The 14,240-nt window shown below is 65.2% G+C and carries 3 protein-coding genes; all 3 read right to left on the reverse strand.

All coding sequences use genetic code 11. The features are described from left to right. The coding region (locus tag VNM24_11250; protein ID HWQ39162.1) for a strawberry notch C-terminal domain-containing protein at window positions 1-12,925 on the reverse strand (12,925 nt) is incomplete at its 3' end. Further along, a complete protein-coding gene (locus VNM24_11255) occupies window positions 12,926-14,053 on the reverse strand; it encodes a hypothetical protein (GenBank protein ID HWQ39163.1) in 1,128 nt (375 codons plus the stop codon). Further along, the coding region (locus VNM24_11260; GenBank protein ID HWQ39164.1) for a hypothetical protein at window positions 14,046-14,240 on the reverse strand (195 nt) is incomplete at its 5' end. The genes VNM24_11255 and VNM24_11260, both read right to left, overlap by 8 nt.

A 14,240-nucleotide genomic window follows, 5' to 3' on the forward strand; every position in this document is an offset into this window, starting at 1 on the left:
CTTCGGGGATGTCCTTGCGCTGCTTGAGGTACCCCATGTCGGAGACCTTCTTGCCGCTGCCGAGGGCTTTCCAGTCCGCCTCGGTCAACAGGTGCCGGAGGTAGAGCCGCGGCAGGTACGCATCGCGGTGCGCCTCACGAGCCTCAGGCGAAAGCATCCACCGCGCCACCAGTGCATCACCCACCGAGTTGATGAGCCGCTTTACTTCCGCGGCTTTCGCCCGTACCGCGGGGTCCTTGATCGCGTCCGGCGTTGCGTCGAAGGTGGTCAGATATTCGTAGGCAGCGCGCTTGTCCTCCTCGGTCGCCTCAGAGAACGCACTGCGAATACCACGCGCGATCTCGTCAACCTTGGCGATCTTGCCAAGGGCAAGGTAGCGATCCTTCAGGTACTGCGGTGCCTGCGGCAGCCGGCGGATCGGCTCGAACGTGGCTTCCAGCCGATCCAGCGCCTTTCTTGCAGCCTGCCGGTAGGACTCGATCCAGCTTTCGCGCGGCGCTTGCTCACGACGGGCAAATAGCGGCATCCCGGCCATCGCCCTCTCGCGCAGGGCCGGGGTTATCTCGAATCCCGGCTGCTCGCTCTTCTCGCGGCCGATCTTGATCGTGATGGGAATGACGCGCCCGCCTCCGAGCTTCTTCAGCACATCGTTTGCCACGTTTGGCACGATCCGGTCGTAGAAGGCGCGCATGCCGTGCCCGCCCATCTTCAGATCTAGCCCTTCCAGCAACCGACTCTTGACTAGTTCGCGCGCTTTCTGCCGAGCCGTTTCCTCGGTCTGAAATTCGCCAAGCAATCGCCCAGCCTGTACGACCTCCCACACCACCTTGTCGCTACCCATGAGGCGCACAGGCGTGACTTCGGCTGCCGGCTTGCCTTCTCCACGGATGATGCGGGCCGCAATCTCTTTGCCTACCACTTTCGGGAGCTCTGCGGCCGAATGTGCGCCTAAGTCCACTGACTTATAGCCGTACCTAGTGCGCTGTCGTCCAGTGATCACGTACGTCGGCTCGCCCGGGCCGTCAATGCGCTCATAGATTATCTCGGCAATGTGCTTGCTCAGGTCATAGCGCTCGGCCTGCTGCTCACCTGTCGTCCACGCGATTTTTTCGAACCCGTTCTCCGCTGCGTAGCGGATCATGCGCTTCAGAGCAAGAGACACCCACGATTCTGTTTTGGTGACGAAGGGGGCTCGCGGAATGCCGCTGGCGCGGACAGCAGCAACTTGCTGGATCGCAAATTCTGCGGAGGATGCTACTGCGCGGCCTTCGTATCCTCCTTGAGCGTTTGTCACTCTCCACGCACTGCCGTCTGGTTGTGCTTGCCATCCATCGATATTGAGTTTCCTCGAAAACCCCCTCCTCATCCCTTGCTGTGACCAGTCACTCTGTATCTCTTCTATGAACAGAACGCGCGCGCCTTCGGAATCGGTGCGCTCGTTGAGCCGGATATGGGCAAGTATGTTGGACACGTCCCAGTGTGGCGACTCGAATTCCGCATCGCGTATCCGGTCGGCAGCGTCTATGCGACGCTGAATCTCATCAACAACTTCTCTCGGCAGCGGCTCATCTGGCCCGTACCCAAACTCCTTTGCAACATCGCGCGCATCAACACGTTGATGTGATGGCAGCTTAAGCAGCAGCTCACGGTAGTTCTTGCCGCCGGGAAGGGTGTACGTCTCGTACCGTACTACCAAGCGCTCGCGTTTCTGCTCCGTCTCTCGGAACAGGCGCTCTGCCATCTCTCTGATATTGGGCGGCAACTCGCTGAGCGGTAGATCGCCACCTTCTAAAGAATGACCGGGGGTGTAGCTTTGGTCGTCGCTTCTCCTGGTAATCGCGACTGGGGCGCTGACACCATCCGCTACCTCATCGTATACGACGCTGTAGCCCCTCGCATGAAGCTCGTCGGCTGCGCGTTCGGCGTCGCGCTCCACGGACTCCCGCGTGTCGAGCGCCACTTCCTCGACGCGCACGCCGTTCGAGGCCAGATAATCCAGCACCGCCTCGCGGCTCACCGTGCCCTGTTGCATGGCGAGCCAGTCGAGCACACCGGTCCACTCGACCTCCTCCTTCTTGACGCCCTTCAGGTTCTGGATGATGCCCCGCCATTGGGCTGGCGGGGCCGTTTTGAGCGTCAAACCGGCGATCTGCTTGGCAAGCTCCGAGTAGTACCACCTACCAAGACGCGAAAGGCTCGCCTCCAATTCCGGCGTGTAGATGTGCGCCTTACCGCCCTCGGTGACGAATGAGCGCGCCTGAGCCAGCACCGACAGCGCCTCGGCATCAGACAGGCGCTCCAGCCAGTCGGCGACCCAGTCGAATCCATGCCTGCGCAGCCAGTCCTGAATTTTGACGATCAGCTTTCTGAGGCCGTTGAACGTCCGGCCGCTGCCCGCAAGGTCCGCTAGGGCCTCCTCGATCGCCTGTAGCCGGTAGTCCTCGGCACTCCACTCGGGCCGCTTCTCGTTCTTCGACATCCAGTCCGCGGCAGCACGGCGGAGCTTGGTGTCGCGAATCCAGAGTTCGCGTAGCACCGGATCCAGATCCTTGCCGAAGAACCCCCGCAGTCCGTAGTGCCCGAGGGTTTCGTGGAACACCGTGAACTGGACGTCTCGCTCGCCGGCCAGATGGTCGGCGGCGAGATACACCGTGCCGCGCCAGAATGCCCCCTTGGCGTCATCCGGCGCATCGAAGGGCCACTGCGCCGGGGTCTTGGTGACGACGAAACGGGGTGCGTTCGCCCACGCACCGGAGATGCGATCGGCGAGCTCGCGGACCCTCCTGACCGGCATGCCGGCGACTGCGGCCTCGCGCCGGAAACCCGCCTCGCGCGTACCGGCCTGGCGCTGGAACGCAGGCCCTTCGGTGCGCGGTGCGTTCGCCTCCAGATAGTCCTTCGCCTCCTGCCTGAACGCCTTCGTGTGGACGCGGTGCCCGGCGTCCATGATCGCCTGTAGTACCTTGACCGCGGTCTGCCGATCCATCTCGTCGAGCCGCATGGATGCGCCCGCCGAGACGAAGTCCCGCCCTGCGGCCCGGATGATCTCCTTGTTCAGGTAGATCACGCCGCCCTTCTCGCGCGCCTTCGCGACCACGAGCCGGTACTCGTTGCCCGAGCCAGTGAGGCGAAAGAGCTTTTCCTCGACGGACTCGAGCACGGCCTGACCGGCCATGCGATCAAGGAACCCGATTGCACTTTCCGCATTCGGGAACTCGATCGGCATGGTGTTCAGCGCTCGGTCGACGTCGAAGCGCCGCGGCATCAGGATGCCCTGGCGGATCTCGCCGCTGTCGGTCGTGAAGTGGATGATCTGGCCGTTCGAGAACTTGCCAAAGCCGGCAAGCAGGTTCCCGGTGATGATGACGCGCTGCTCGCGGCTGTGGGACTGCGCTTCGTCGAACAGCTCGAGCGTGCGCTTGCCTCCCCAGTCGCCCGGCCGATACTCGTCGAGCACCACGTATCCGGTGTCGACCGCGTTCTGCGGCTGGTCGCCCGCGGCGTACATGCGCGAGGCTGGGATGGTCACGCGGCGGATGGCGTCCGCGACCGCGAAGGTGAACTTCCACGCCCCGAGCGCCGCCGGATTCTTCGGGTTGCCCTTCTTTTCGACCTTGGTCACCACCGCCGGCACCTTGCCGAAGCGCGTGTCCAGCACGAGCGGGCGCCCGAGCGCGGCTTGTGCAAGGATGTGATCGAGGCGCTCGTAGGCACCGCGCAGGCGCGCCCCGGTCGCGTCGCGGTGGCGTTGATCGTGCAAGCTGTCGAGCGTCTCCTGGACGTAGGGCTGCCACTCGGCTGCCAAGGATTCCCGCAGTTCCTCCGCTCGCGCGATGCCGGCCCTGCTCAGCACACTGAACGGCGCGTCCTCTGGCTGACCGAGCTCGCGGCGCAAGATGCCGAGCAGCTCTTCGCTCGTGAAAGGCTTGCCGATCTTCTTGACGTCAACGATTTCCGCCGTCGCGCCTGCTGCGAACGGGCTGGATCCGCCCTTGCCCTGCGTGATCGGGACAGCTTTCAGGACCTTCGCGTCCAGCTCGCGCGTCTTCGCTTCGAGCAGGTTCTCGCCGAGACGGTCCTTTTCCTCCACGAGCGCGCGGTACTCGTCCTCGAGCATGTTGTAGAGCTCTTCCTGCTCGGCGATGCGAAGGAGCGGAATCCGCCCGGTCAGCTTGCGGATCGCGTCCTTGCGGCTCAGCCCCGCACCCTCGTCATCGCCCTTCAGGGGCGAGCCCATGATCTTGTGCCACTCTTCGTGGTCCTCCATGAGCTGGGCGGCCGTCTCGTCGCCGTACTCGTTCATGAAGTCGACCACCTGGCGCGCGGTGAGCGCGGAGCCACGCGCCGCGGTCGTGTTCGCGTTCAGGCTCGCCATCTTTTTCGCGAGCACGGCCGCCGGGCGCTTTTCGGCCGGGATGTCCGCGACCAACTGGGTGTAAACCGGCTCGACCACCTGCCCCGTTCGGTGCACGCGCCCGAGCATCTGCATGTGGGTGTCGATGTTCGCCTCGGCCTGCACGATGATCATGTGGCGCCGGCGCTGGTCCTTGAACTTTTCCGAGGCATGGAGCGACAGTCCCGTCGCCCCCGCCTGGTTGAGCAGCAGCACGTCGATCAGGCCGTCGTTGAACTTCTTGATCGTCACCCGCCGCCCGGCCACCGAAGAGTCGCTCGCCGGGCGCATCGTGTAGATCGGCTCCGGCCCGGAATAGTCGATGCGGTGATGACGCCCCGTGATCTCGCCGAACGTGAGTCCGGCCCGCTCGATGCGGTGCTTCAGATAGTCGATCGGCGAGAGCGGGATCTCCGAGAAGTCGGATGCGAGAATGTCCTCCCGGATTCTGTTGTAGAGGTTCACCGCCGCCACGCCGAGCTCTTCGTCGGTGAGCCGGTGGCGCTCCTTCTTGCCGAAGGGGTCACCAACCAGCACCTCGCGCGAGCGCTCAAGGTAGCGCAGCAAGAGGTCCTTGAAGCTGATCGCGATCCTGTCGCCCGCCTTGAGCTCGTGCTCCTCGACGTATGCCTTGATGAAGGAACCCATGGTGTTCGCGACCGTGAGCACCGGGCGCTCGCCGCGCTTCGCCACCTCGATCGCGAGGTCCGCTACTGGCACCACCTTCAGCGCAAGCAGCATCTGATTCACCATGTTGTGCATGATCGAGGTGAAGTTGGTCGAGGACACGCCGGCCTCTCCGGCGGAGCCGTCTTGGGTTACCTGTTTGGCCTCCTTGCGGATTTCCTTGCGCATGCGCGCGATCGCCGGCGCTTTCGCTGTGTCGAACGCGCTGATCGCCCGCATCAAGCCCGAAATGCGCTCAGCGATCTCCCTGTTCACGGCGACGGTGCGGGTGTCGTAGCGCACGCCGGCGAAGGACCGTTCGCGCCGGATGTATTGCCCCGCCTTCGCGAGCATCGACGCCACGACCTGCTGAAGCGGCACGCCGCCCGCGCGGATGGCCTCGGGGAGCGCCGCGGGGCTATCTACCGCGAGCGCCATGTCGGTCGCCGCGTACAGATCCATCACTTCCGGGCGCTTCGCGTAAGTCGCGGAGGAATAGAACACCCCGTCGGCCAGCCGGATCAACCCGCGGGCGAAGACAGAGCGCTTCAGTCCCTCGTCCCCCCGACGGCCGGCTTGCTCGGCGTCGGACTCCTGCGCATCGCCGCCCGCGTTGTGCGACTCGTCCATGATCAGCATTCCGCCCTGAACGAAGCGCTCAAGGAAATCCATGCGCACCGTGCGCTTGCCCTGCACCGTCTGCATCTGGCTGTAGGTCGTGAAGATCACGTCGTAGTCGCCAAGCGAGCCTTTCTCCATCACCTCCTGGAGCACCTTGGGCTGCTGGGCCGTCGTCTTGAGCCATTTGCCCGGGCGGCTCTCGACCGGCGGCCGGCGCCGCGGACGCTCGCCGGCCGCCTTCGCCGCCAGCGCCTCCTCTTCCCATTCCGCCCACCACGCCGCCGCCTCGTCATCGAGCGGGATCTCGGCGTTGGAGTTGGTCATGAGGATGCGAACGTGCGGCATGCCAATGTCGGTGAGGTCCCGCACCATGTCGCCGTACAGGTTCGGCTTCTCGGTGACGAAGATCGGCGTCTTGCCGTGCTTCATCGCCCAGCGGATCATGCCGGCGACGACTCTTCCTTTGCCAACGCCCGTCGCGTCACCGACGATGAAACCGGCGCGCTTGCCGAGCGCGTCGAGCGCAAGCGCGAGAGCATCGACCTGCTCGGCGCTGAAGTAGCGCCCGATGTGCCCGACCGGGTAGTCGAGTTCCTTCGCCACGTACTCGTCGAGATCCCCGACCCGTTCCTTGAGCGCGGCAAGCGACTCGGCGATCGAGCTCTTCATGTTCGCCGGCACCAGCGTGCCGATCGAGGACACCTTCGAGCTCGGTTCGTAGTGCACTTGGTGCTCGGTCTCGGCCTCGCGCCGGCGCACTACCTGTTCACGCTGGACCTTTTCAGTCTCGTCGAGGGGGCGTGCCTCAACGAGCTCGAAATCCTCTGCATTCCGCCAGTGCTTGGGAGCCGGCTCGTGCAATTTGAGCCTGGCGCCGTCGTCGCTGACCTGCCAGATCTCGTAGACCTGCTGGTTGGTTGAGGGCGAGCGGAATCTGACCTTGTCGCCCGCCTTGAAGCGTGTCGAGATGGGGCGCCGCGACGGCGCCTTCTCGACGTCTTCTAGCTGTCGTGGTACGCCGGTGTCAGGGCCTCGATCAGCTCCTGGAAGCTCTCCTGTTCGAGCAGGTTCTCGTGGCTCACCATGCGCGCCGACATCCAGTCCTCCAGCAGCGGGTTGTTCCGCAGCGCGTCCGCCACGAACTGGTGCGGGTCCTCCTCCACCGGGCCGCTGAACAGGCCCCTCTGCTCGAGCTGCTCCGCCGCCCAGCGCTGCAGGCTCCGGCGCTCGCTCTCTGGCACCTTGAGCAGCAGCTTCAGTGCTCGGTCGCCGAGCTCCTCGAGTTGTTTCGTCAAGCCGTCGTGCAACATCGAGCTTCTCCGCCAGTTCTTCCCAGCTCTCATAGAGCTTGGGCACCTGCGCAGCCGGCAAGGTTCTGGCCGACTTCCCGCGGCCGGAAATCACCAGCACGTCCACCGGCCAGGCGGCCCCCTGACGAGCGTAGAGGTCGCCGGCCACCGTGAAGTGGTCGACGACATTGTACGCCCCGTAGAGCGTGAAATAGAACGCCCGAAGGTTCCTGCCGTTGTACGCCTCGGCACGCGCCTCGCCGGCCTTGAGGTCGTGCGGCGCCGCAACAATGAGCACCGCACGGCCGTCGTCGGCCATCGCTTCGAGCGCTTTCAGGGCGATCGCGTGGTCGATCTGGTTGGTGGTGTAGCGCTCGTTGATCTTCCACTCACGGTTGCGGCCCTGCTCGTCCTTCACGTAGCCGAATGGCGGGTTGGCGATGACCGCGTCCACCTTCTCCATGCTCGGCAGCGCGGTAGCGTCAATGCGCGAAGGCGTGAAACCCTGCGCCTCCAGGGCGGCCGCGCGGTCGCTGTTCAGCTCGTTCGCGACGGCCCTGTCTGGGTCGGCTTCGATCAGCAACATGCCGTTGCCGGCAGTTGGCTCCAGGACCCTGGTATGCTCATCGATTCCGGCGAGCCGTGAGGCGAGAAAGGCAAGCGGCACCGGCGTCGAGTACGCCTGATCGCGCACCGAGGTCGAGGTCCGCACGGCAAGGTTCGGCTGTCGCTCGTAGAGATCGACCAAGGCGGCGTAGATCTCCTTGTCTGTCGCGCCTTGCGCTCGCATGCGCTTCACGATCTCGCGCGCGGCGAGCACGATGCCGAGTTCCAGGGCCTCATCGGTCTGCTTGGCGAGCACCGTTCCGGGCTTGATCGGCTGCTTCAGCTCGCGCGCGGCGATCGTGCGGGCCTCGTTGATGCTGCCGAGGGCGGTCCCGGCAAGGAGCGTCTTCGAGAACTCGGTCGCGAGCGCTGCCACCTGATCAGGAGATAGCTTCTTGCCAGGCTCCGCCGCGGGTCGCTCGGTTTCGGACTCGGAGAGCACCCATTCCTCGGGGAACGTCGAACCGGACGGGACGTCGCGGCGCCGCAAGAGCTTTTGAAGCTCGAAGAAGGTCTTGGGGCCGATGCCCGGGACGACGGTACCGTTCTTGTCTCTCAGCCTCGTGACGAACTGTTCTCGCCCTCCGAAAACACGCTCGAGCTGCTTGCGGAAGTAACCACCGTCGCGCAGCACGGCAAGGGCCTTGCGTGCCTTGGCGCTGAACCTCAGTTCATCAATTTCCGGGCGTGCACCCGATTCGGGCGCCGCTGGCCGCTCGGCTTCAGGCGTTTGAGGAGGCTCCCGCCCTTCGTCTTCCGCAATGGCGTTCTTCAGCAGCCGTTGCGCGGCAGGGGAAAGCGCCGTCCACGGCGACTCGGCAATCTTCTGGCCGTGCCCGGTAATGTAGCCGTTGGCCGTTACCCATCCCTTGCGCGTGACCCATTCGATGCGCTTGTCTACACTGGCGCCATCCCATCGCGTTCCAGCGGTGACGTAATCCGCAGCCCGCTCGAACGCCCTGGCTGCGGCAGCGCTGTCGCTTGGCCCATCGCCCTCGACCTGGGACACTCGCAGGCGATTGCGGAGGACTTCGACGACGACGTGGTGCCCATCGCCGTACTGGTTTATTCTCGTGATCCGAGCCGAATAGCCGCCCTCGAATTCCCGTGTGTCGCCTACGACCGGCCGACGCCCTTCCTCGCCTGCTTGGCCGCGTCGTACTTCGGCATCTTCCGGCGCTTCTTGCGCTTGCGTTCCGGCAGCTTCTCGATGTCCGGCGTCTCCCTCGCCCACTGCCTCGCCTTCGCCTTCATCCCGGGGCCGAGATACCCGCCGAACGCCGCCCGCATCTGTGCCTTGCTCTTGAATGGCATCGCTTTTCTCCTTCTGCTTCTCGATGGCTTCGATCTCGGCCTCGGACTGCATGCCAGCGCTGTCGAAGCCAGGATAGTTGCGCACCGCCAAGTACCACGACTTCAGGTACGGGCGCACCGCCTCGCCCAGGTCGGCAATCATCTTCGCGCTGAAATCTGCGAACTTGCGCGCACCGCCCTCGATGTAAAAGCCGGCGAGCTGGATCCCGGCCTGAACGACTTCGGGGTCAAGGCCGACATTGATCTGGCCGAGCTTCTTGCGCAGGACCTCGCGCGCGCGCGCGGCAGCGTCAGCGGTGAAGACCTTGTTGGTCGCGCCGAACGCTTGTTCGGTCGCCGCAGCGGCGGGGCTCTTTCTGGCTTCTGCTACAGCGCCTTCAGGCGCCCGAGCGCCGCCTTCACCGCGGCCCTCGCCCGCGGGCTCTTGTCGACCCGGCGCTTGAGGCTGAGAAGTCCCGGGTACTTCCGTGCGGCCTCCGCCGCCTCGCGCTTCCTGTCTTTCGCCGGCAGGCGCAGCAGCCGCTCCTTCTCGGCCATGTAGGAGGTCGCTTTGCTCTGGCTCACGGGAGAGTCCTTTCTTTGCCTGTTCGATGATAGCGCTTCGTGTTGGCACCTGCTCGCCGAACATCGACCCTTGCGCCGGGCTTCCCGCGGCCTCGACCGAGGCCAAGTAGAGCTCGATGAACTCGGCGATGCGCCGCGGGCTGCGGCTGTTCTCGTCGAGGAACGTGAGCAGCGCCTTGAACTCGGGCGACGCCTCAGCCTCGAAAAAGCTGATCTGCGCGAGCCACTGCCCCACGTCCTTGCGATCGGCGCGCAGCCGCGAAAGCGACTCCACGGCTTTCAGCAAGTCCTCGGTGATGTCGAGGTCGTGCAGGGCCCCTGCGGCGATCGACTCGCGGGCCTTGGCGACGCGCGGCGCCACCTTGACAAGCGCGTGGGTGATGTTGCGGATGTTGTTGTCGGGCGACTCCACCATGCGCATCAGCGTGTCCCCGCCCCCGTAGGCCTTGGCGAGGATGGCGTTGCGCATCCGCGTCATGCCGGCCTGAGAAAGCTCCCCGGTCGCGGTGACGAGCGCCGATTGCTCGGTGACGGGGAGCAATCCAATGAAGCGCCGGATGAAGGGCATGTTCTGCGCGGTGTTGAGCTCGCCGTTATCCCCCGCCGCAAGGTCGTCGAGGGATTTCAACCGCGCGGCGTCGGCGCGCGCAAGCTCCAGCGGCGAGAGTTGGGCGACGCTGGACTCGTTCGCCTGCCGTGCGAATTCGGCCCGGTTGACATCGGTAGTGCGAATCCGCACCAGCACCGGCTTTTTCACGCCGGCCAGAGCTTGCGGGTCTAGGCCAAAGCGCTCGGCGTTGGCGGCGAGCCACTCGCGGTAGGCCTGCGCCTGCGGCGCATCGGCGTCGTAGGCTCGCTTCAAGGCGATGCTGCGGGCGTTGCCGGACTCGACGATGCCGTCGGGGCCGACAATAGGCGCACCCTGCGAGGCTTGCGGCGACTCCGCGAGGAAGTCGGGCTGAAGGTTCTGCGCGATGCGTGCGACCTGGAGATCGCTCGCGTTACGGCTGCGATCGCGCGGCTGCAGCTCACGCGGATAACGCGGATTCTCGTTGAGTGCCGTATCGTGCGAGGTGACCAGCTCGTCGGCATCCACGACCGCGAACTCGCCTTCGAGCTTGGACCCCCGTTCGGTCGCGAACTGCGTCTTGCGACCGCGCACAAACTGCGGCGGCTTCAGAGGCTCCTCGGGCCGTGCTTCGGCCTGCGCACGCTCTTTGAACGCCTCCAGCGCACCCGCGGGCGCCTTGAGCTCGCGGCCAGGAATCCCTGCATCGCTGCCCTCGATCTCGAAGTAGTCCTCGCCATCGCGCGTACCGAGAAACCGCGTCACCTTCACCGGACGATCAACGCCGGCGGATGTCCAGACCGCATCTAAGGGTTTCGTGCCGGTGAAAAGACCCCCTTCTCCGGTGTCTTGCGTCACCGCGCCTTGCGTGCGAGCTTGCCCGGACTGCTTGCGGTCTTCCGGTGCCGGCGCCTCTGGAGAACCTGCGGGCGGTTCCTTGCTGCCGCGCACACCGCCCCGCTTGAGCTTCGCGTTCTGTTCGAGCGCATCAGCCACCGTGGCGTAGATCCCGGGTTTCGCCGCCGCGAGCCGGAAGATCTCCTTCGGATCGGCCTGGATCGAACGCACTGCGGCATCGAGATCAAACTGCACATCTGGCGCCGCCTGCTTGTACTCGGGCAGATCCCGCATCGCCTGAGCCACTGTTTCGAGAACGGCAGGCTTTGCCTTCACCGCCTGGAAGATCGCATTCGGATCGGCAAGCATGGACTCCACGCCCGCCGGTTCTGAGGCAGGTGCGGCGGGCTGTGCCGGCCTCTGGGCGGGTTCGCCGCCGAGCACATCCTCTGCCTCCGCTCCGGACTCAAACTTCTCTCCGCGGCCAAAGAGGCGGCTCAAAAAGCCGGGTTTCTTCTCGGGCTTGCCCGCAGGCTGCTGTTCGGTCGGCGGTGGCTCGGCTCCGCGCTTCGGCCCCGGGATCGCCGAGATGGCACCAAAGGGCGCGCCGCCGGCGAGCCCACCCATGCCGGAGTTGAACCACCGCTTGAGCGCCTCTTCCGTGACGATCGGCTCGCCTTTCTGCGCGATCGCCAGGTCCTTGACGATTTCCTGCCCAGCCTCGTTCAGGAACTCCCTGCCGGCCGCTTCCGGTACTTCGCGCCCCAGCCGCATGAAGTAGCTCTTGGCAAGCCGTTCGAGCGTCTCCCGTGGTATGCCACGGAAAGCCCGCGCCACCTGAAGCGGCACGCCGACGAACTCCATTGCCGCGTAGGGAACCGCTCCGGTCACGGCCTCGCTCGGGTTGATCTCCCCGCGCTTCTCGAGCTGCTCGCTCGCGATGTCGCCCGCGCCCATGACGCCCGCGGCACCCATGAGTGCCGGCGTGCCGCCGAGCAAGCCAGAGAGTATGAAGGAGGCCGTATACGGCAATCCCTGCCCGAAGTTGAAGGCGAACCAGTCGGCGTAGTCCTTCGCGTCCTTCGCGTCGCTGAAGTTCGGAACCCGTCCCTGAGTGGTCCGGATGTGGTCCGAGTAGGTTTTCCAGCTCGAGAGCAGCGCATCGCGGATCTGCGTGTTTTCCGCGACGGATCGAAGGGCGTTTTCGCGCAGGAGCTTGCGGGTCTCCGGATCCGCCCTGGCGTAGAGTCGCGCCTGCTCTTCGGCGTAGCTCGGCAATTTGCCCATTTTGGAAACAGTCGGCTTCCAGCGCCCGAGGTCGATCTCGTCGTAGGCGGCGAGCGTCTTGTCGAGATGCTGAAGCGCACTCACGAACGGGATCATCGCCGCCGCGGTCACCATCTGGTGCGCGCCGGTCACCCCGGTTTCCACGCCCTTGCCGAATTCGGTCGTGGGCGGCCCAGGGCGTAGCCACTGAACGATGCCCTCCTTCTCGATTTCCTTTGCGGCGTCCTTCAAGGCGCCGATAGCCCGTTGGATCGGCCCCGGCTTGGTGTCGGCATCGAATGCCTCGCGTGCCGCCTTGAGCTGCTCCGTAGGCACGAGCGGCGCCACCACGTCCAGGAAATACTGGTTGCGCGCCGCCTCGATCTCATCGGCCGAGAGCCGCTGCATCTCGGGGCGCCGCAGCACCTCGTCCCAGGTGGGCGGTTTTGACCGGCCCCTCGGGGCCGCCTGAGGCGCTGCCCCAGACGCCTGGCCCGGCACCTCCCCGAGCGCGGCATCGTCGAGCGCGACCCCACGCGGTTGCGGCCGGTAGCTCGTCAGATTCACGCCGGCCATCCGCGCGGTGTGCGCGATGTCTCGCTCAAGCGCCGCCCGGCCTTCCTCGCCTTCGTAGTCGCCGCGCGCAAGCTCGGCGAGCTTGGTATCGAGTGCTCGCCGATAGGCCTGCTGCCGCTCCTCCGGTGTCTCGACCGGAAAGCCGATGCCGCTACGCGCGACGCGCGCCGCGGAGGGCTCAAGCGGATTGATTCCGCTGTCGATGTCGCCGAGCGGGATGCGCATCTACTGCTTCCAGGGTCTTGGTCCGGTGTAGCCGCTGCCAGATGGCGCTCCGCTGACCTCTTTCAGCGCCTTCTCGCGTTCGGCTTCCTGTACGGCCTTCACGCCCGCGGCCTCCGGGTCCATGCCCTGGCGCACGTACTCGCCCACGAGCTGCGTGGCGCGAAGCGCGACCTCCTTGTTCTTTTCGTCCGGGAAGAACATGCCACCCTCGAAGCGCCCGCCGTACTTCGGCAGGATCACCTTGTCGATCGCCATCTTCACGCGGCTGTCGAGGTAGGTCTGTTCCTTGCGGCTGGCGCCTGGGAGCCTTGGGACGTTGACGCCCGCAGCCGCCGGCGGAAGGCCCGTGCGCTTGGAGTAGATGTCGCCCTCCGATGTCGCGGCGAACTCGTCGTCCGAGAAGATCGGCGTCACCTTGCCGTCCTTGCTGATCCGCACGAGCGACTTGCCGACCTTCTCGTAGCGCGCGCCGAACTGCTCTGCCAAGGCGTCCAGTTGTTGCACCGGTACCCGGATAGGTTTGGCGCCCTCTTTCTCTGGGTGGATGACGAGCACCTTTGTTTTTGCGTACGTGCCCCCATCGGGACCGGTCGTCTCGACGTCCTCGATCGAGAAGTCCTTCGCCTTCTCGCCCGGCATGAGGAGGGCGCTATTGTTGAACATTTCGAGGGCGAGCGACTTGTTGCCGAGCTTGAGCACGTTCCAGACGTTCGCGGTCTGGCGCTTGATGGCATCGAGCACCTTGTTGTTCAGCTCTTCGCGGGCAACGGCGAGCTCGTCGGGAAGCCGCTGCTGCTGCGCCTGAAGCTGCTGGCCCTGGATGCCAGCCTGCAAGCGCTGATTGTCAGCGAGCAGGCGCCGCGTCTGCTGCTCGAAGCCCTGCATTTGGTTCTTGAAGCCCTGCTCATTGATGTCGAAGTCGAGCTTCGCCCCGCGGAGCTGCAGCTCCTTGTCAAAGAGCGGCTCTTCCTTCTCCAAGCGCCCGAGGCCAATTTTGCGGATGCGCGTGACGAGATCATGCGTCTCCTGTTCGCGCTGTTCCTTTTTCTGCGCGAGGTCAAGGTTCTGGGCAAGCGTGTAGCCTCCCGCGAGCCCGCCGGCGAAAGCGCCGAGGTTGAATCTAGGCATCGTTCACCCCTTTCTTCGCGAGCCGCGAGACCTTGGCTTCCAGCCTATCGACCTTCTTCGCCACGCCCTTCACCGCGGCGAGCGTCACACCCACGGCGTCGATGACGCTGATCGTCTTGCCGTCGCCGACGCCGAAGCGCTTGGCGAAGTCCTCGGCGTAGGGCCCGACGTGGGTTGCCTGATCGTC

Source organism: Burkholderiales bacterium (assembly GCA_035560005.1).
Lineage (GTDB): Bacteria > Pseudomonadota > Gammaproteobacteria > Burkholderiales > Eutrophovitaceae > DASRFY01.

What these genes read in the sequence shown, in the direction of transcription:
- VNM24_11255 (HWQ39163.1), bottom strand. Translation starts at nt 14,053, where the DNA reads ATGCCTAGATTCAACCTCGGCGCTTTCGCCGGCGGGCTCGCGGGAGGC.